Source organism: Clostridium sp. 1001270J_160509_D11 (assembly GCF_015667935.1).
Taxonomy (GTDB): domain Bacteria; phylum Bacillota; class Clostridia; order Peptostreptococcales; family Peptostreptococcaceae; genus Intestinibacter.
Genome location: NZ_JADPET010000053.1, coordinates 1 through 17,279, shown reverse-complemented (window position 1 = coordinate 17,279; position 17,279 = coordinate 1). Strand labels below are relative to the sequence as shown.

Here is a 17,279-nt window from a genome sequence, read left to right as displayed (position 1 = left end):
AATATACTTTATTTTTTTTTAATATTGAATTAAAATTAATAATATGAATTATAATAAATTTATACATATTAAATTAAATAATAGAAAAAATGTGAGGTAATTATTATGTCAAGCGAAAATAATCGTACTAACTTTATAAAAAACATAATTAAAGACGACTTAGCTTCTGGAAAGCACGATTCTATAATAACTCGTTTCCCACCAGAGCCAAACGGATATTTACATATAGGTCATGCTAAGTCAATATGCTTAAACTTTGGATTAGCAGAAGAATTTAACGGAAAAGTAAACATGAGATTCGACGATACTAATCCACTAAAAGAAGATGAAGAATACGTAAATTCAATAAAAGAAGACGTTAAATGGTTAGGATTTAACTGGGATAATCTATTCTTTGCCTCTGACTATTTCGACGAAATGTACAAAAGAGCTATTGTCTTAATCAAAAAAGGTAAAGCATACGTATGTGATTTATCTCAAGAAGAAATAAGAGAAACTCGTGGTACATTAACAGAACCAGGTAAAGAAAGTCCATACAGAAATAGATCTGTAGAAGAAAACTTAGATTTATTCGAAAGAATGAAAAACGGTGAATTCAAAGATGGAGAAAAAGTTTTAAGAGCTAAAATAGATATGGCTTCTCCAAACTTAAACTTCAGAGACCCTGTTATATACAGAATATCTCATAGTACTCACCACAATACTGGAGATAAATGGTGTATATACCCAATGTACTCATTTGCTCATCCTCTAGAAGATGCTATAGAAGGAATAACTCACTCTATATGTACTTTAGAGTTCGAAGATCAAAGACCACTTTACGATTGGGTTGTTAGAGAATGCGAAATGGAAAGTGTTCCAAGACAAATTGAGTTTGCTAGACTTAACTTAACAAACACTGTTATGAGTAAAAGAAAATTAAAATTATTAGTTGACGAAGGTGTAACTGATGGATGGGATGACCCTCGTATGCCTACTATATCAGGTGTTAGACGTAGAGGTTTCACTCCAGAAGCTATAAGAGCTTTCTGTAACGAAATAGGTGTTGCAAAAGCTGATTCTACAGTTGACTCTAGACTTTTAGACCACTTCTTAAGAGAAGACTTACAACAAAAAGCTCCTCTTGCTATGGGAGTTTTAAAACCTTTAAAATTAGTTATAACTAACTATCCAGAAGGTCAAACTGAAATGCTAGAAGTTGAAAATATGGCTAAAAACGAAGAAGCTGGTACAAGAATGGTTCCATTCAGTAGAGAACTTTATATAGAAAGAGACGACTTTATGGAAGAACCAGTTAAAAAATATAGACGTTTCTTCGTTGGAAACGAAGTTAGATTAAAAGGTGCATACTTCGTTAAATGTACTGACTTTGTAAAAGACGAAAATGGAGAAATAGTTGAAATCCACGGTACTTACGACCCTGAAACTAAGAGTGGTTCTGGATTTACTGGAAGAAAAGTAAAAGGAACTGTTCACTGGGTAGATGCAAATAACTGTGTACCATGTGAATTTAGATTATTTGAGCCATTAATATTAGATAATGATCCAGAAAATGAAGGTAAACACTTCTTAGATCAAATAAACCCTAATTCACTAGAAATATTACAAGGTTATGTTGAGCCAACTCAAATAAAAGACGCTAAACCATTAGACAAATTCCAATTTGTTAGAAATGGATTCTACAGTGTTGATACTAAATACACTACTGATGATAAATTAGTATTCAACAGAATAGTACCATTAAAAAGCTCTTTTAAATTAGAAAGTAAATAATTTATAATAAATATAAAAAATGGAATCAACTTTATAGGTTGATTCCATTTTATTTTATAGCTATAACTTTTTTTAATTATTAGGACTAGCTTTTAACCCTTTAACTAATTCCTTAAAATAATATAAGAAAGATCTCATCTTATCTTTATCTTTTAATTTATCTATATATATACTTGGTCTTGTAAGCAAATCACTATCATTTAAACTTATTTCAAAAATCTCATTAAGTTTTTCTTTTATTTCTTGCTTTTTATCTTGATTAAAATATGGTTCTTTATAAAATTTAAAATAGATTTCCATTTTAACAGATGATGGATAAGCATATACTGCAAACAATCTATTTTCTTGTTTTTTAGTATATGAAGGTACAAAACTTGGACTTTTCTTTCCTTTTCCCCAATTTATTTCACATCCAAAACTTCTAAATCCAGCTAATATAACATTGCAAACATCCACTAATTCTTCATCTACATCTTTTACTGCCATCAAAAACCCTTCTTCAGTCCATGAAGTTTTATTTTTTACAGCTATAGAACTGCTTGTCTTGCCTATTATTGTAGGTACAAATGTCTTTATTTTACGATCTGATTCAAACTGTTTAATTTCTACACCAAGTACTTCAGTATTTACCATTTGATTGTTTAAAAATTGTATTATATTTTTTAAAGAATCTGGTATTTCATCTGCTACAAATAGTAACCTTATTTTACCTTCTTTTAAATTACTCTCTACGTTGTTCCAAAATAAATTTTCACTTTTTTCATCTATATCTAATTCATCACAAATACTTTTGTTTTGTTGTTCATATAAATCTCTAATAGTGTCTATTGACCAATATTTAATTGCATTCGCTGCATAGTCTAACATTTGCCCAACAACTTCACGTCTTATTCTCGTATCACTACTTCTTTTCACTTCTACAAAAGTTGGTATTGCATCTTGGTCTATAAATAAGTGGTCCAAAAACCATCTGTCATTTCCACCATCTTCTCCTGGAACCCCCATTTCTCTTGCAATAAAAATCCATTTTCTTGGATTATCTGGTGAAATCTGATCACCTGCTAATATATTTGGATATTTTTCTATTAATTCTTGAAATATAGCTTCATTTTCATACTTGCTCTCTTTAAGTTCTAAAATTTTGTTATCTTCATTTACTACAAATATACTCCCGCTCATACATATCCTCCTTCTAATAAGTATTATTTAACATAATTTCTACATATTAATTTTCCTATTACAAAAAATTCTATATTTCTATAAATAATCCTTTTTATATATATAAAATTCTACTTTATGCAAAAAATACCCAATTTTAAACAGTATATATTTTCTATACTTTTGTTTAAAATCAGGTATCTCTATATTACCATAACCATAACGTATTGAATCTATTTTGTTTTCTCTACCTTAAATCTAGGTTTATATTGTGAAAGCTCTTTATTCTTATATGTAAAAGCATTTTTAGGACAAATATTTATACATTTATCATTATCTATATTGATTTTTTTGTTTATTTATTTTATAAATATAGGATAAACCATTTTATAAACTAAATTAATCATAAATACAATAAATTTATTTCTAGGATATAATTTCGTTTCACCGTCTAAAAACGATTTTAAACTAGCTTCTATAATATCATTGACGTTAGTTATCATTTCATCTTGTTTTTCGTCTTCTGTTCTTTTAAAAAAGAAATTATACACGTTATTTGGCATAGGAACGTATATACAGTAAGTTACGTTTAAGTTTGGCATATTTAAAAATATATAATTCCAATTTTATTCCCCATAATACACTCCTATTTTATATTTTATTCGTATCCTAAAAGTTGTATCCCATCTTTAATACATTCTATTGTAAGAGGGAAATCAGGCCCTTTTTCACCGTCTATATCAGTTACAAGTTCGTCCTCACATTCGATAGTTACTTTTTTTGTTTTAAAGAATAAAATTTCATTTTCGTTGTAGCCTTCAAGATGTTCACCTTTTAATATATTTATTAAAAGAGGCAATGTCTTTGGTATAGGCATTCCTTTTACGATTATAACATCTAAATATCCATCGTCTATCTCAGCTTTATACGCTAGATTTATATTTCCCGCAGTTTTCCCATTAAAAACTAGCATAAGATACATAGATCCGTCATAATTTACCTCATCTGAAGTTACTTTAATTTTAAATTGTCTCATATTTAAAGCTTCTTCAATTCCCTTTATATAATAAGAGACTTTGCCGATAGTGTTTTTAAAATCTGGATTAATTTTTTGCGAAACATCAGTAAACATACCGGCACTAGCGACATTTATAAAATATCTATCGTTTATTTTTCCTATATCGACGTATTTAGGTTTTGATGAAATTATTTTTTCAATACACTTTTTAACATCATGTGGGTAATTTATAGAATTTGCAAAGTCATTTGCAGTTCCAGAAGGCAGTATTCCTATAGGAATGTCGATTTCTAACTTCTTTATTATATTTATAAGTAAATCTATAGTCCCATCGCCACCAGATAATAATACATGGTCGTAATTATCATCTATATCCCAAAAAGCGTCTTCATTTGGACGAGTTTTTGTAAGTCTATACGGCACTACACAATATCCATATGCCTGATATATTTGAATTATAGTGTCTATTTCATTTTTTATTCTTTTGTCTCCTGAGTTTGGATTATAGATAAATTTTACTTTTTTCATAATTCCTTGCAATACCTCCTTTTCTTATTTTATTTACACATTATAATCAATTTATTAAATTTATATGAATAGCAATAATATCTTAAAATGCAAAAACTATTTTTTTACTCTAAGAAGTCTATCAAGGTATATTGATTTTACTTGATCCCTTGCTAAGAGTTGTTTTACTGGAGACATTTTCAAAATTGCAGAAAGTATAGAAGCCATGACTCTGTGATTTTTAAAAGCCTCAGTTTCTGAAATAAGATCTAGCAAAGTACCTTTTTCAATAGCTTGAAGAACTACTCTATGTACAGAACTAGATGGAGTTATTATTTTTTCTTTTCTTCGTTTTAAAATTATACTTCCTTTATGACAATTTCTAGCACAAACACCACATCCTAAACATACATCATAATCTATTTCTACTTTTTTATTATTATTTTCGTCTTTAATTAAACTTATAGCATCTATAGGACATGCTTTCTCACATTTTCCGCATTTTACACAAGAGTTTTCGCTTATCGATGGATAAAAAGCTGTTGTCTGGACTGGATGCATATTGCCGAATTTTTTAGCTGCTAAAAGTGCCTCACAACAACATCCACAACAGTTACAAATAAATGTAACACCTTCTCTTACATTCTCACCACATTGAACAAGATTATGTTCATAAGCTTGATGTAAAAGCTCTTTACATTCAACAGAATCAACTCGCCTTGCATAGTTATTTTGTATTAGAGAGTTTGCAGTATTTCCAAAAGTCATACATATATCCATAGGTGCATCACAAGCCATACCCATATGTTGCATCTTGTGTCTACAATAACACATTCCAACTGCTATATGCTCTGATGTTTCAATTATATGTGTTGCCCTTTCAAAATCTAGTATATCTACTTGATTTTCATTACTCAATACTTCTTCTTGCACATATACTCTTCCTAATTTTGTCTCTGCTGAATAAAATAAATCTTTTATAAAATCTTCTTCTACATTTAAATATTGATAATAAAGTTCTGCTAATAATTTTTGGTCTATATCCCCTCTAGTCCTCATAAGAGCAAATTCTATAAATCCCGCCATTGGTGGAGGTAGAATATATTTTTTACCTTTTTCATCTTCAATATCCAAAAGAAGTGCCCTTGACGCTAATGTGTCTAAGACTTTTAGCGCTTCATCATACGTCATTGTCCAAATTCTAGCCGCCGTTTTAACTCTAAAAGCCCCTATTGGAAGTTGTGATACTAAGTAAGCTTCTCTTTCTGTAAATAAAACATTAAGTATTTCATATAATGTCTTAGATTCTGGTGCCCCTTGTGGAAATTTATTTAATCTATCTACTAAATTTTTATACTCTTTTTTTGCTACTATATGCGACATCTTATATTCTCCTATTCTAAATTATATACAGTAAATCCCTAAATATTGCAGCTGCTGCATTTAGTGGTGATGATGCCCCTCCAATTACAGTCATATCACCTAAAATATCTGTCTTATAATATACCCCTTTATTTTTTCCATCTACAAAATATAGTGGATGGTCTTTATCTATTACCATAGGACCTACTTCAAATTCAAAATTTCCATTTAAATAGAAAGCTCTCCCTATTAATTTTGTCTTTTTGCCAGAAAAATTTTCTAATAATAGATTATTTAATTTAATATCTGTTATGCCTTTTATATTTAGTTTTTGAAAATCAAAATCTATATCCCATATAACTTTACTTAAAATGGCCATTTTAATTGCTGTATCAATTCCCAAAACATCTAGTGATGGATCTTTCTCTGCAATTTTTAAACTTTGTGCCCTTTTTAGCGCTTCTTTATACGTTATATTGGCTTTTACCATTTCGCCTAATATAAAGTTCGTCGTTCCGTTTAAAACCCCTATAATTTCCGTTATTTGAGCTCCTAGCACATCAATCGTACCCATATTGATTGATGGAAGTGCTCCCCCTGTTGTGCACCCTATTTTTAGGTGAAGATTATTTTTATTTGCTATATTTTTTAATTCGTTATAATAAAGCAAAATAGGACCTTTATTTCCAGTTATAACATTTATATTGTTTTCTAAAGCAGATTTTATATGTGTGTATCCAGGTTGTCCATTTATTATATTTGTAGCTGTAAGCTCAATTAATATATCTACGTCTTTGTTTTTTAATATATCCTTAAATGTAATATTAGACCATAGAGGATATTTTTCTATACTATTATTTGAGCTAGTATATTTTACAATTTCATCTATGTTTAAACCTTCTTTATTATAGATACCCCCATTTGATTTTATTATATATTTTAATTTTATGTTTTTAGGCAGTAAGTGTTTTTTTATTTGCAATAGCTTTACAAAAGACTTACCTACTTCCCCAAAACCAATTAAAGCAATATTCAATAGAAGCCCTCCTTTTAATTTTCACAAGTATTATTTTATACATTTTTCCATAAAATTTCTATATTTTTCTAATAATAAGATTGCATTTTAATAAATAAAAAATCCCCCAGTTATTATAAATCTAGGGGAATGAATTTTATTTTTATAAAATATTTAATCAAATACTTTTATTCTTTATATGTGTCTTTTATCTCAACCTCTTCACAATCAACTTCGAAATCGTTTTCTTCATATGTATCTAAAGACCATTCATTACAATATGTGTCGTGTATTTCTATATATTCATTTTCATCAACTTCATAGTTTTCAAAATTTCTCATAACTATACCTCCATCTTATTTTTTAATATAATTATACTATGTTTTTATTAATAAGATTGTGTTTTTTATGTATAAAATTTATTTTTTTCGTAAAATTAACAATACCATACTTGATTTATATACTTGTAGTACTTATTCATATAATAAAAGAAGGTATAAATCTAAAATATAAGATTTATACCCTCTTTAAATTTTATTTAACACTTGTACGTGTTTGGATGGTGAATTACAAATTAAAAATTACTCTTAATTGAATTTCATATAAGTCTTTTATTGATTACCGACAATTGTTTTTAATGCCAAACATGCAGTAACTATAATAATTGCAAAAACTACGATCATAAATCCCCAAGCTATACCAGTCATAATCTTTCCCTCCTATATAACTTTTATACTGTTTATTAGACCTTCAATTTATTAATTAAATTTTATATTGTTAACTAAATTATACACCAATTGTCAGTAAATTCAATATATTCTGATTAGTTTTTACCTACCCTTAACACATGGAATAGTTTTTTACATGTTCTTAACAAAATAACCTGTCTTTCTTTACATGAATTTAACATTTATTTTATAGCATTTTATATAGTCAATGACTTTGTCCGTTACTTAAAAATTTCATGGGTTTATTATTTATATGTGTTTTCAAGGTTAGTAAATTCTTTATCTGTCTCAATATAATTTTCTAATTCTCTATAACTGTCTAGAAAATCATTTGTTCTTTGATTATTATTTTCTGAGTATTGATTATAATTGCCTTCTGGATAAATGGCTAAATCATAAAAATCTGTATAAGAGTTGTATGTATCACTTATAATATTTAATAAATCTGATAAATCTTCACTTCCTTCTGGTATATCCTTTAACTCAGTATATAAATTTTTTATATCATCATTATATTCTTTTGCTGCTGAAATTTCTGAACTTTTATCATCAAATGCATTCAATAGTGCTTCATTTATATCAGCTCCATGTTTATTTTCAAATATATTCTCATGCCAATATGTTTGTGTTGTATCTGCTATATCTTCCAAATTACTTCCAGCTATTATTAAAGTCCCTTCATATAATACTACATTCTGTAAATACTCATTTCTTGCCTCTGCTTGTTCTTGTTCTTGCTGCTGTTTTGTTATATTATTAATTATAACAACTGCTATTATTATAATTAAAGCTGCTGCTATTAGTCCAATTATATACTTTCTATTTTTCTTAGATGTAGGTTGTTCTTTTAATTTATCCTTTTTATCCTCTTTAATATTATCTTTTGTATTATTTATTTTTGTGCCACATTTACCACAGAAAATTTGACCTTCATTTAATACTTCACCACATTTAGTACAATAAGTTTTTTTATTCTCACCTTGAGTATTATCATCTGTATTTTTTACTTCTGTTATATTGTCATTGCTATCCTCTTTTTTTAAATCTTCATTTTTTAAATTATCATTATTACACTTCATACATATACCTTTTAATTTTTCAAAACAATCTTTATGATATATACTTTTGCAATTGCTACATTCTATTTTGTCGTCATCATCTACTTTTTCACCACAAAATAAACAAATATCTTTATCTTGATCCATTTTCTTTTCCTCCCCTTCAAGATATTTTGTATAAAATTATTTATGTTTTTAGACATAATCTTATAAGTTGCTAGATAATCATATACAATGATTCTTAGTGTCTTTATATTCATAGATCTAACCTTTTAGAACATATTCTTACGTTAAGTTATATAATAAATTAATGAAAAATTAAAGGTTGGTGATACTATGGAATTTACTCCAGACAAACTTGAAACAACGCTTATGTCTCCAACGACAGAAGATGGGGCAATTGAAGATAGAAAATATACTCTTACACATTCAGATGAAACGGGTATGCTTTTTTTAGATATAGGTGAGGTTTATAACTATTCTGCAATAAATCAAGATTTACGTGATGAAGTTTTAGGGAAATGGATTTGTCCTGAAAATGAGCCACCTATACTTCTTTTTTATGTATATGTAGGGGATTGTGACTTTGAAGAATGTGCTAATCGATATAAAATATTTAAATCTCATATTGAAATGGCTATAATGGCTGTTATTTATGGTGATAGTGTGTTATTTGATAATAATCCTGAGCTTATTAACTCTTCTATATATGTTAAATTCGACTCTGTTGTTCCTGCTTTTGATAGTTATGAATACTATGGGTGTGTTAGTGATTATTTGATGTAGGTTATACTTAGTTAAAGATATATTTAAATTTAATATGACTTTATTAAAAAAGCTCCTTAAGATAGAAAGTCTAACTTAAAGAGCTTATTTTTAGATGTGTACTAGGTGTATTTTTCTTGTATGCATAACTATATTATTTAGGCTATTTGACCCACTTATAAAAGGTACTCTGAGTTTTCTTTATAAAACTTTTTTCTAATCTTCACTTTGTTCCAATTGTGGCATGACTCTATCTGGATTAGTGTGATCTATTTGCCACTCATCTCCAACTGGTTCTTCATAATTATCTGAATAATCATTTTGGTCATTTGTTGCTTTTTGCCAACATGTTTCACACAATCCATATCTACCTTCACCATCCATTACTTTTCCACAGCTATTGCATCTTATTATATTATTAGTACTTGCTACATTACTTTTAGATTTACTTGATTGTTGTTTTGTATTATTACTGATAGATTTATTTGCTTCTGTTTTTGTTGAAGAATCATGATTAGAATTATTTGTTTTAGTTTGTGTTGTACTTTTATTTTCATTTACCTTTTTTATTTCTTTTGAATTGTTATTACTGTTTATAGAAATATCTGATTTAGTTTTATGATATATTTCATCTTGATTTTTATATATTTTTGAATTAGTATTATTAGTATTTTGACTATCTTCTGTTTTTTTAATTGATGTTCTTTCACTACTTTTATTATTGGCTATAAAAATTCCACCACCAATTCCTAAGGATGCTATTAACGTTCCTATAATAACTCCATTTTTCAGATTATTTTTCATAATAAATCATCCCCTTTATATCTACTTACCAATATTATAGTAGATTTTACTTTTTATATTTAAAATTTTTATATAATTTCAATTCAATGATGCTCATTTACGAAAATATCTTAGCTATCATAGATATTAATATTAATATCTAACTTAAATTTTTTGAATAATTTTTTCCACAAAAAAAGAATACCTCTTTTAAAATTATTTCACATTATCTAATATATAAATTTATTCATACATTAGATAATGCTTGATAATCTAAAAAAGGTATTCTATATTATATTACATTACATACAACTACTCAATATTAAGCGTACATTTTCTTTAATTGAGCTTGTATATCTTTATTTTCTAAATAATCTTCTAAAGTAGTTTTTCTATCCATTATTCCATTTGGAGTTATTTCTATTATTCTGTTTGCAAGAGTTTGTATCATCTCGTGGTCATGAGAAGAGAATAATAATACTCCAGGGAATTTTTCTAACCCTTTATTTACTGATGTTATAGACTCTAAGTCTAAGTGGTTAGTTGGGTCGTCTAAAACTAATACGTTAGCGTTAGAAAGCATTAGTCTAGAGAACATACATCTAACTTTTTCTCCTCCTGATAAAACGTGAGCTTGTTTTAATGCTTCTTCTCCACCGAATAGCATTCTACCTAAGAATCCTCTTATGAAACTTTCACTTTTTTCTTCAGAGTATTGTCTTAACCAGTCAACTAGTGAATATTCTACACCGTCAAAGAAGTCATTGTGGTTTTTAGGAAGATAACTTTGAGAAGTTGTAACACCCCATTTGAATGTACCGCTATCTGGAGTATCAACACCCATTATTATGTTGAATAATGCAGTTATAGCCATTTCATCTCCCATGAAAGCAACTTTATCATCTCTATCTAATCTGAAAGTTACGTTGTCTAAAACTTTAACACCGTCTATAGTTTTAGTTAATCCTTCAACTTCTAATACTTCGTTTCCTATTTCACGTTCTGGAGTAAATCCAACGTATGGATATCTTCTTCTTGAAGGTTGTATTTCTGTTACTTCTAATTTTTCAAGTTGTTTCTTTCTTGAAGTCGCTTGTTTTGCTTTAGAAGCATTTGAGCTGAATCTTGCGATGAACTCTTTTAATTGAGCTATTTTTTCTTCAGCTTTTTTGTTTTGATCTTTCATAAGTTGTAGTGCTAATTGACTTGATTCATACCAGAAATCGTAGTTACCTACGTATATTTTGATTTGTCCGAAGTCAACGTCAACTATATGAGTACATATTTGGTTTAAGAAGTGTCTATCATGTGATACAACTATTACGATAGAATCTTCAAGTTCCATTATGAAGTTGTTTAACCATTCGATTGATTTGAAATCTAAGTGGTTAGTAGGTTCGTCAAGAAGTAGTATTTCTGGCTTACCAAATAATGCTTGAGCAAGTAATACTTTAACTTTTTCTCCACCTTCTAATTCTTTCATTTGTTTGTAGTGTAAGTCTTTGTCTATTCCAAGACCCATTAATATTTTTTCTGCATTAGTTTCTGCATCCCATCCATCAAGTTCAGCGAACTCTCCTTCAAGTTCTGCAGCTTTTATACCATCTTCTTCTGTGAAGTCTTCTTTCATGTATAATGCGTCTTTTTCTCTCATTATTTCATATAATCTAGCGTGACCCATCATAACAACATCTAAAACAGTATCTTCATCGTATTTGAAGTGGTCCTGTCTAAGAACTGACATTCTTTCTTTTTCAGTTATGCTTACGCTTCCTGTGTTTGGTTCTATATCTCCAGCTAATATTTTAAGGAAAGTAGTTTTTCCTGCACCATTAGCACCTATTATTCCATAACAATTTCCTTTAGTAAACTTTAAATTTACGTCTTTATATAATTCTTTATCTCCAAATCTAAGTCCTACATTAGTTACTTGTAACATTTAGTTTATTTCCTCTCTTTAATATATATTTAAATTTAACACAATAAAATTAATATTATAATAAAACTATTTATAAGTCAATAATATCTTCATGGAAAAATCCCACACCATAATATTTTTTTGGTGCGGGATTTATATTTTAAATAATTATCTAATTATTAGTTTCTTAAATAAGCAATTTTCATAGTTTTTGTGTCTTTTTGTTTTTCGTTATATGAAAATACTACGTCTATATTTGACTCATTTAAATCTTGTAGAGCATTTATTACTTGATGTAAGTAAATTAAAGTATCATTTCCAGCTGCTTGACTACTTTCTGCTAGTAAAAGACCTTTTTTAGATGTAAGTTCACCTTCACTTTTGTAGAAGTCTTCTTCTAGCATTTTTGCAAGGTCAGCAGGGTTTTGATTAAGTTCAATTTCTTCAACTGAATAAGCAACTGCCCCTTCACCTTGGAATAATTCTTTTAAGTCACTTAAATCTACATAGATTAAAGTATCTTCATGCATAGCTTCACATATAATGTTTATCATGTCTATAGTAGTATTTAAGTTGTATTTGTTTAGTTTAAATTCTTTATCAACACCTAAATCTTCTTTGTTTTCTTTTAGGCATATATCAAGACCTATACATAATACTTTTCTTTCTTTAGCCATAAAAGATATCGCTTTAGTTATATTAGCTATATCTTTATCTGAACTATCGTATAACATATATAAAACTTCTATTCCATCTAGTAAACCTCTTACGAATTCTTTGTCTACATCTTTACTTACTTTTATATTTTCAAAGCTCGTATTGTTTTCTAAATCTTGTTTTATATTTTCTAGATAATTTATTGCTTCGTCACCTACTGAAATTACTTTTGTGTATTTTTCTTCCATATCATTAAGCCTCCTTTATATTAAAAATAGATGGGTATTTAGAACTTATAATTTTAAATAAAGGAACACCAATAATAGTTACAACTCCAAATTCACCTATTCCAACTTGTAGCATACTAAGTATAAGTGGGTATTTAAGGAATACATTTAACATAAGTCCTATTATAAGTGCATTAATAAGTACTGGCCATAAAGATGCTACCCAAATAGCATATTTGCTTTTTATAAACTTAGGCGTAATGTAGATTAAATAAGCACTTACAAATGTTGCAAAAGTACCACATATTATATCAGCAAGACCATTAGGTCCTAATGCATTTGCTATTAAACACCCTACTGTTAAACCAATTATATAGTCAGAGTTTACAAATGCTAAAAGCACAAGTACTTCTGATAATCTGAATTGAATTGGACCATAGCTAAGTGGACTTAATCCAACTGTTAAAGCTGCATAAATTGATGCAACTATCGCTGTCTTTACTATTCTATTAGTTGTCAAAAAATCTCCTCCTTCATATATAGTCTTAAATGAATACATTTCATTAATAATCTTATATTATTTAAATATTACGTATATGAATTATATTACAAAAAAGATAATAACTCAATATTTAAATACTTAGTTATTTATTTCCAATTTTTATGATTTTATTCACAATATTCTTGTCATATAATACTACACTTTATCATAAATTTGAATAGATATCTTATAAGAAGGTGTTATTTATGAAAAATTTAGAACGTTATAAAAGAAGTATGAAGTCAGAAGCCCTCAGCAGTGTGTTGCTTTTAGTTTGTACTATAAGTGCTCTCAGCATCGCCAATAGCTCATTTGAAGGTGTTTATAATAATATTATTTTTGATAATCATTTTTTTAAATTTCCCTTAAATGAATTTATAAACGACTTTTTGATGTTTTTCTTCTTTTTAAATGTAGGACTAGAAATCAAAGAAAATATTTTATTTGGGAATTTATCTTCTATAAAGAAGGCATCTTTTCCCGTAATTGGCTCAATTGGTGGAGTAATAGTTCCTGCTATAATATTTATACTATTTAATCACAATACAAATTATTTAAACGGATTTTGTATACCAATTTCAACTGACATAGCTTTTGCTGTCGGTATATTTTACATATTTAAAAATCACATAAACCCTCAAGCTAGATTGTTTTTACTTACATTAGCAGTAGTTGATGATCTTATATCAATAGTAGTAATAGCTGTTTTCTTTACACAAAATATCAACACAACCTACTTATTTATAGCTATACTTGTTATGCTTTTATTAATTATTGCAAATAAGGTATTTCATATCGAAAATATACCTTATTATATATTCAGCGGGCTTATACTATGGTATTTGATTAATTGTAGCAATGTCCATCCAACCATAAGCGGTATATTACTTGCTATATGTGTACCTGCTAAACCTTATAAAAATAAAAAGAGCGTATTAGAAATACTACAAGAAAATCTCTCTCCTTTTACTAACTTTATAGTTATACCTCTTTTTGCCTTTGTAAATAGCGGAGTATCTTTAGACATAACTACTAATTTAAATAATAGCCAAAGGTTGTACTACGGAATATTATTTGGACTTTCTATAGGAAAACCACTCGGTATAACTTTATTTACATATGTATTTTCAAAATTAAAATTAGTAAATAAACCTAAGGGCTTAGATTTTTATTCAATATTTTTAGTTTCATTAATAGCTGGAATAGGATTTACAATGTCGATATTTATGTGTGAGCTGACTTTCTCATATGATTTTGAGCTTATAAACCTCTGTAAATTCGCAATACTCAGTGCTTGTTTGTTTTCTGTTGTTTTGACTTCTATTTTTATATTTATAAAGGAGTTTTTCGGCTCTAAAAAACATAGCTTAAAACTTGTTCAAAAATAAATAAATCTTTATTTGGAATTTAATTAAACTATATTTACCTTGTATGTAAGATAAATATAGTTTCTTATTTGTTGTAAATAAAAGTCTGGATATAAATAATTGTATCTAGGCTTTTATTTTTCTAATTTTATGAATATACAAATTTATTTTTATGCAAAATATGGAATTATTTTGCTATTTTTCGTATAATATACCTGTCAAACAAAAAAGGGGGAAGATGATATGCCACTTAAAATACCAAAAGAGTTACCAGCATATTCAGTATTATCAAACGAAAATATTTTCGTTATGGACATAGAAAGATCTATGCAACAGGATATAAGACCATTAAAAATAGCAATCCTAAATTTAATGCCTCTTAAAATCCAAACAGAAAACCAATTACTTAGATATTTATCTAATTCACCTATACAAGTAGAAATCACTTTGATTAATGTAAAAAGCCATGAGTGTAAAAATACTTCAAACGAGCATTTAGATAAATTCTATACTTATTTTGAAAATATTAAAGATGAAAAATTCGACGGTTTAATAATAACAGGGGCACCAGTTGAACTTTTAGAATTTGAAAAGGTCGATTATTGGGACGAATTAGTTCAAATTATGGAGTGGAGCAAGAAAAATGTATTCTCAACTATACATATCTGCTGGGCTGCACAAGCTGCATTATACCACTACTATAATATCCCAAAATACGAATTAAAAGATAAATTATCAGGTGTATTTGCACATACTGTAAATAATCCAGATGCAACTTTGACAAGAGGTCTAAACGATATGTTCTACGCACCTCACTCTAGACATACAGAAGTCAAAAAAGAAGATGTCTTAAAAATTGATGAGCTAGAAATATTAGCTGAATCAGAAAAAGCAGGCCCATTTATAATGTCTACAAAAGATGGAAGAAGAATATTTGTAACAGGCCATTTAGAATATGATACAGATACATTAAAACAAGAATATATAAGAGATTACAATAAAGGTATGAATCCTCTTATACCAGAAAATTATTACCCTAATGGCGATATAAAAAGCGAACCGATAAATACATGGAGATCAAACGCCAATTTATTTTATGGAAATTGGTTGAATTATCAAGTTTATCAAAATACACCATATGATATTGATAAGATTGGCGAGAAAATGAGCTTGCGTAGAAATTCATATGAAGCTGATGAATAGGAGTGTGGAAGTGGAGATGTTTTCTTCACTTCTTTTTTTGACTTAATTTTTATTTATGGATTTTGTTATGATTTTTTAATTATATATTTTTTTGAACATTATTTCCTACTGGGTAGTTTATATTTTTATAGTGTTATATAATTATAAAAAAATAAAGTAGTATTGTAAAAATACTACTTTATTTAACCCGATATTATTTAGTTCTCTATTATATATGAATTTAATTAATCAACTCCCAACACTTTAAATACTGCATCTTCTGGTTAAGTATAAAATGAAGTTTGGAACTTAGCAAATAATTCTCATTAAAATTCACAATTATTAATAATATACAGTATAAAAATTATGTTTATTTTTTCTTCTTAATAATGCTTGCATGCATCTTGTCAAATTTTCTTGCCCATAATTCAGAAGTAAATTTATATTCCAAAGATTTATTTTATTTTTATTAACATGTAATACATGACTTTTATATATTTCACTACAATTTTTTAATTTATCTATAGCATTTAAAATATCAGTATTTAATCCAATATTTAGGTAAGAGTTTATGTATACACAACCTTCATCTAAATTTAAATTTCTAGCATTTTTTATATTTGTACTAATGAAAAATACTTTTTTAAATTGTACATTTTCAAAATTAACATTTTTAAAATTACAATAAGTATATTTTTCTATACTTTCTTTTTCTCATATAATCGCATCCTTATGTTAATAAAACTAATGAATAAAATATTAATTATTTATCTAACATATGTTTAATTAATATTATTTATTGCATATCAGCTCTTTTTATTTCCATTTACTAAGTATATACTCTTTTCTCTACCAAATAAACGGAATCAATCTATATCATACCTTACTTTTATATTCCAAATATCCATCTAAATCTCGTTCTAGCACCTCTTCCTCATTTTTAATTCTTTTTACTACAATAACTGGGTAGATAAGAAAAATTATAAACGAAAATAAAGAACCAAGCACTAATGGCATAGACAAGAATAATAAAATAGTTGATAAATACATAGGATACCTTACAACCTTATACAATCCTGTATCTATTACTTTTTGATTTTCTTGTATTTCTACAATTCTCGATAAGTACGCATTCTCTCTTAAAACCTCTGCATATAATACATAAGCAAATAAAAATATAATCGTTGAAATAACAATAATCCATCTAGGTAAGATAAGCC

16 protein-coding genes are annotated in these 17,279 nt (G+C 27.6%); 4 read left to right on the top strand and 12 right to left on the bottom strand.

Going from position 1 to position 17,279, the window contains the following annotated elements:
* Positions 1-105: 105 nt before the first annotated feature.
* Positions 106-1,773 (top strand): glutamine--tRNA ligase/YqeY domain fusion protein, encoded by a 1,668-nt coding sequence (locus I4U58_RS06790; RefSeq protein WP_195930287.1) that lies wholly within the window; start codon positions 106-108, stop codon positions 1,771-1,773.
* Between the two features lie 72 nt (positions 1,774-1,845).
* Here the strand turns inward: I4U58_RS06790 and I4U58_RS06785 are convergent, their stop codons facing one another.
* The 7 genes from I4U58_RS06785 to I4U58_RS06755 form a co-directional block, all read right to left on the bottom strand.
* On the bottom strand, positions 1,846-2,952 hold the full coding sequence (locus I4U58_RS06785; protein ID WP_195930285.1) for a hypothetical protein: 1,107 nt from the start codon (positions 2,950-2,952) through the stop codon (positions 1,846-1,848).
* 338 nt (positions 2,953-3,290) lie between these two features.
* Positions 3,291-3,533, bottom strand: a complete 243-nt coding sequence (locus I4U58_RS06780) for a hypothetical protein (protein ID WP_195930283.1) — start codon at positions 3,531-3,533, stop codon at positions 3,291-3,293.
* 56 nt (positions 3,534-3,589) lie between these two features.
* A complete protein-coding gene (locus tag I4U58_RS06775; protein ID WP_195930281.1) occupies positions 3,590-4,477 on the bottom strand; it encodes a YegS/Rv2252/BmrU family lipid kinase in 888 nt (295 codons plus the stop codon).
* A gap of 96 nt (positions 4,478-4,573) precedes the next feature.
* The gene (locus I4U58_RS06770) at positions 4,574-5,839 is read right to left on the bottom strand and encodes a 4Fe-4S dicluster domain-containing protein (protein ID WP_195930274.1); all 1,266 of its coding nucleotides are present in this window, start codon (positions 5,837-5,839) and stop codon (positions 4,574-4,576) included.
* Between the two features lie 16 nt (positions 5,840-5,855).
* Positions 5,856-6,854: a homoserine dehydrogenase gene (locus I4U58_RS06765; protein ID WP_195930272.1), complete on the bottom strand. Its 999-nt coding sequence runs from the start codon at positions 6,852-6,854 to the stop codon at positions 5,856-5,858.
* 167 nt (positions 6,855-7,021) lie between these two features.
* A complete protein-coding gene (locus I4U58_RS06760) occupies positions 7,022-7,174 on the bottom strand; it encodes a hypothetical protein (protein ID WP_195930269.1) in 153 nt (50 codons plus the stop codon).
* A gap of 632 nt (positions 7,175-7,806) precedes the next feature.
* Positions 7,807-8,766 (bottom strand): zinc ribbon domain-containing protein, encoded by a 960-nt coding sequence (locus I4U58_RS06755; protein WP_195930267.1) that lies wholly within the window; start codon positions 8,764-8,766, stop codon positions 7,807-7,809.
* Positions 8,767-8,955: 189 nt separating this feature from the next.
* Between I4U58_RS06755 and I4U58_RS06750 the strand changes: the two genes are divergently transcribed.
* Positions 8,956-9,405: a staygreen family protein gene (locus I4U58_RS06750; protein WP_195930266.1), complete on the top strand. Its 450-nt coding sequence runs from the start codon at positions 8,956-8,958 to the stop codon at positions 9,403-9,405.
* A 195-nt stretch (positions 9,406-9,600) separates the two neighbouring features.
* On the opposite strand, the gene I4U58_RS06745 is transcribed toward I4U58_RS06750, so the two are convergent.
* From I4U58_RS06745 to I4U58_RS06730, 4 genes are all read right to left on the bottom strand, one after another.
* Positions 9,601-10,188 (bottom strand): hypothetical protein, encoded by a 588-nt coding sequence (locus I4U58_RS06745; protein ID WP_195930265.1) that lies wholly within the window; start codon positions 10,186-10,188, stop codon positions 9,601-9,603.
* A 301-nt stretch (positions 10,189-10,489) separates the two neighbouring features.
* A complete protein-coding gene (locus I4U58_RS06740; protein WP_195930264.1) occupies positions 10,490-12,106 on the bottom strand; it encodes an ATP-binding cassette domain-containing protein in 1,617 nt (538 codons plus the stop codon).
* A gap of 158 nt (positions 12,107-12,264) precedes the next feature.
* Positions 12,265-12,990: a hypothetical protein gene (locus I4U58_RS06735; protein ID WP_195930263.1), complete on the bottom strand. Its 726-nt coding sequence runs from the start codon at positions 12,988-12,990 to the stop codon at positions 12,265-12,267.
* A 4-nt stretch (positions 12,991-12,994) separates the two neighbouring features.
* Positions 12,995-13,528, bottom strand: a complete 534-nt coding sequence (locus I4U58_RS06730) for a QueT transporter family protein (RefSeq protein ID WP_195930262.1) — start codon at positions 13,526-13,528, stop codon at positions 12,995-12,997.
* A gap of 188 nt (positions 13,529-13,716) precedes the next feature.
* On the opposite strand from I4U58_RS06730, the gene nhaA reads away from it, so the two are divergent.
* Entirely contained in the window at positions 13,717-14,898 is a 1,182-nt protein-coding gene (nhaA, locus tag I4U58_RS06725) for a Na+/H+ antiporter NhaA (RefSeq protein WP_195930261.1), read from the top strand.
* A gap of 222 nt (positions 14,899-15,120) precedes the next feature.
* The gene (metA, locus tag I4U58_RS06720; RefSeq protein ID WP_195930260.1) at positions 15,121-16,080 is read left to right on the top strand and encodes a homoserine O-succinyltransferase; all 960 of its coding nucleotides are present in this window, start codon (positions 15,121-15,123) and stop codon (positions 16,078-16,080) included.
* Positions 16,081-16,935: 855 nt separating this feature from the next.
* Here the strand turns inward: metA and I4U58_RS06715 are convergent.
* Positions 16,936-17,279 (bottom strand): isoprenylcysteine carboxylmethyltransferase family protein (locus tag I4U58_RS06715; protein WP_195930259.1); only part of this gene is annotated, 344 nt, incomplete at its 5' end.

Coding starts and splice junctions, on each gene's coding strand:
- I4U58_RS06750 (WP_195930266.1), top strand. CDS start 8,956: ATGGAATTTACTCCAGACAAACTTGAAACAACGCTTATGTCTCCAACG.
- I4U58_RS06735 (WP_195930263.1), bottom strand. CDS start 12,990: ATGGAAGAAAAATACACAAAAGTAATTTCAGTAGGTGACGAAGCAATA.
- I4U58_RS06780 (WP_195930283.1), bottom strand. CDS start 3,533: ATGCCAAACTTAAACGTAACTTACTGTATATACGTTCCTATGCCAAAT.
- I4U58_RS06745 (WP_195930265.1), bottom strand. CDS start 10,188: ATGAAAAATAATCTGAAAAATGGAGTTATTATAGGAACGTTAATAGCA.
- I4U58_RS06775 (WP_195930281.1), bottom strand. CDS start 4,477: ATGAAAAAAGTAAAATTTATCTATAATCCAAACTCAGGAGACAAAAGA.
- I4U58_RS06790 (WP_195930287.1), top strand. CDS start 106: ATGTCAAGCGAAAATAATCGTACTAACTTTATAAAAAACATAATTAAA.
- I4U58_RS06740 (WP_195930264.1), bottom strand. CDS start 12,106: ATGTTACAAGTAACTAATGTAGGACTTAGATTTGGAGATAAAGAATTA.
- I4U58_RS06770 (WP_195930274.1), bottom strand. CDS start 5,839: ATGTCGCATATAGTAGCAAAAAAAGAGTATAAAAATTTAGTAGATAGA.
- metA (WP_195930260.1), top strand. CDS start 15,121: ATGCCACTTAAAATACCAAAAGAGTTACCAGCATATTCAGTATTATCA.
- I4U58_RS06760 (WP_195930269.1), bottom strand. CDS start 7,174: ATGAGAAATTTTGAAAACTATGAAGTTGATGAAAATGAATATATAGAA.
- nhaA (WP_195930261.1), top strand. CDS start 13,717: ATGAAAAATTTAGAACGTTATAAAAGAAGTATGAAGTCAGAAGCCCTC.
- I4U58_RS06785 (WP_195930285.1), bottom strand. CDS start 2,952: ATGAGCGGGAGTATATTTGTAGTAAATGAAGATAACAAAATTTTAGAA.
- I4U58_RS06730 (WP_195930262.1), bottom strand. CDS start 13,528: ATGTATTCATTTAAGACTATATATGAAGGAGGAGATTTTTTGACAACT.
- I4U58_RS06755 (WP_195930267.1), bottom strand. CDS start 8,766: ATGGATCAAGATAAAGATATTTGTTTATTTTGTGGTGAAAAAGTAGAT.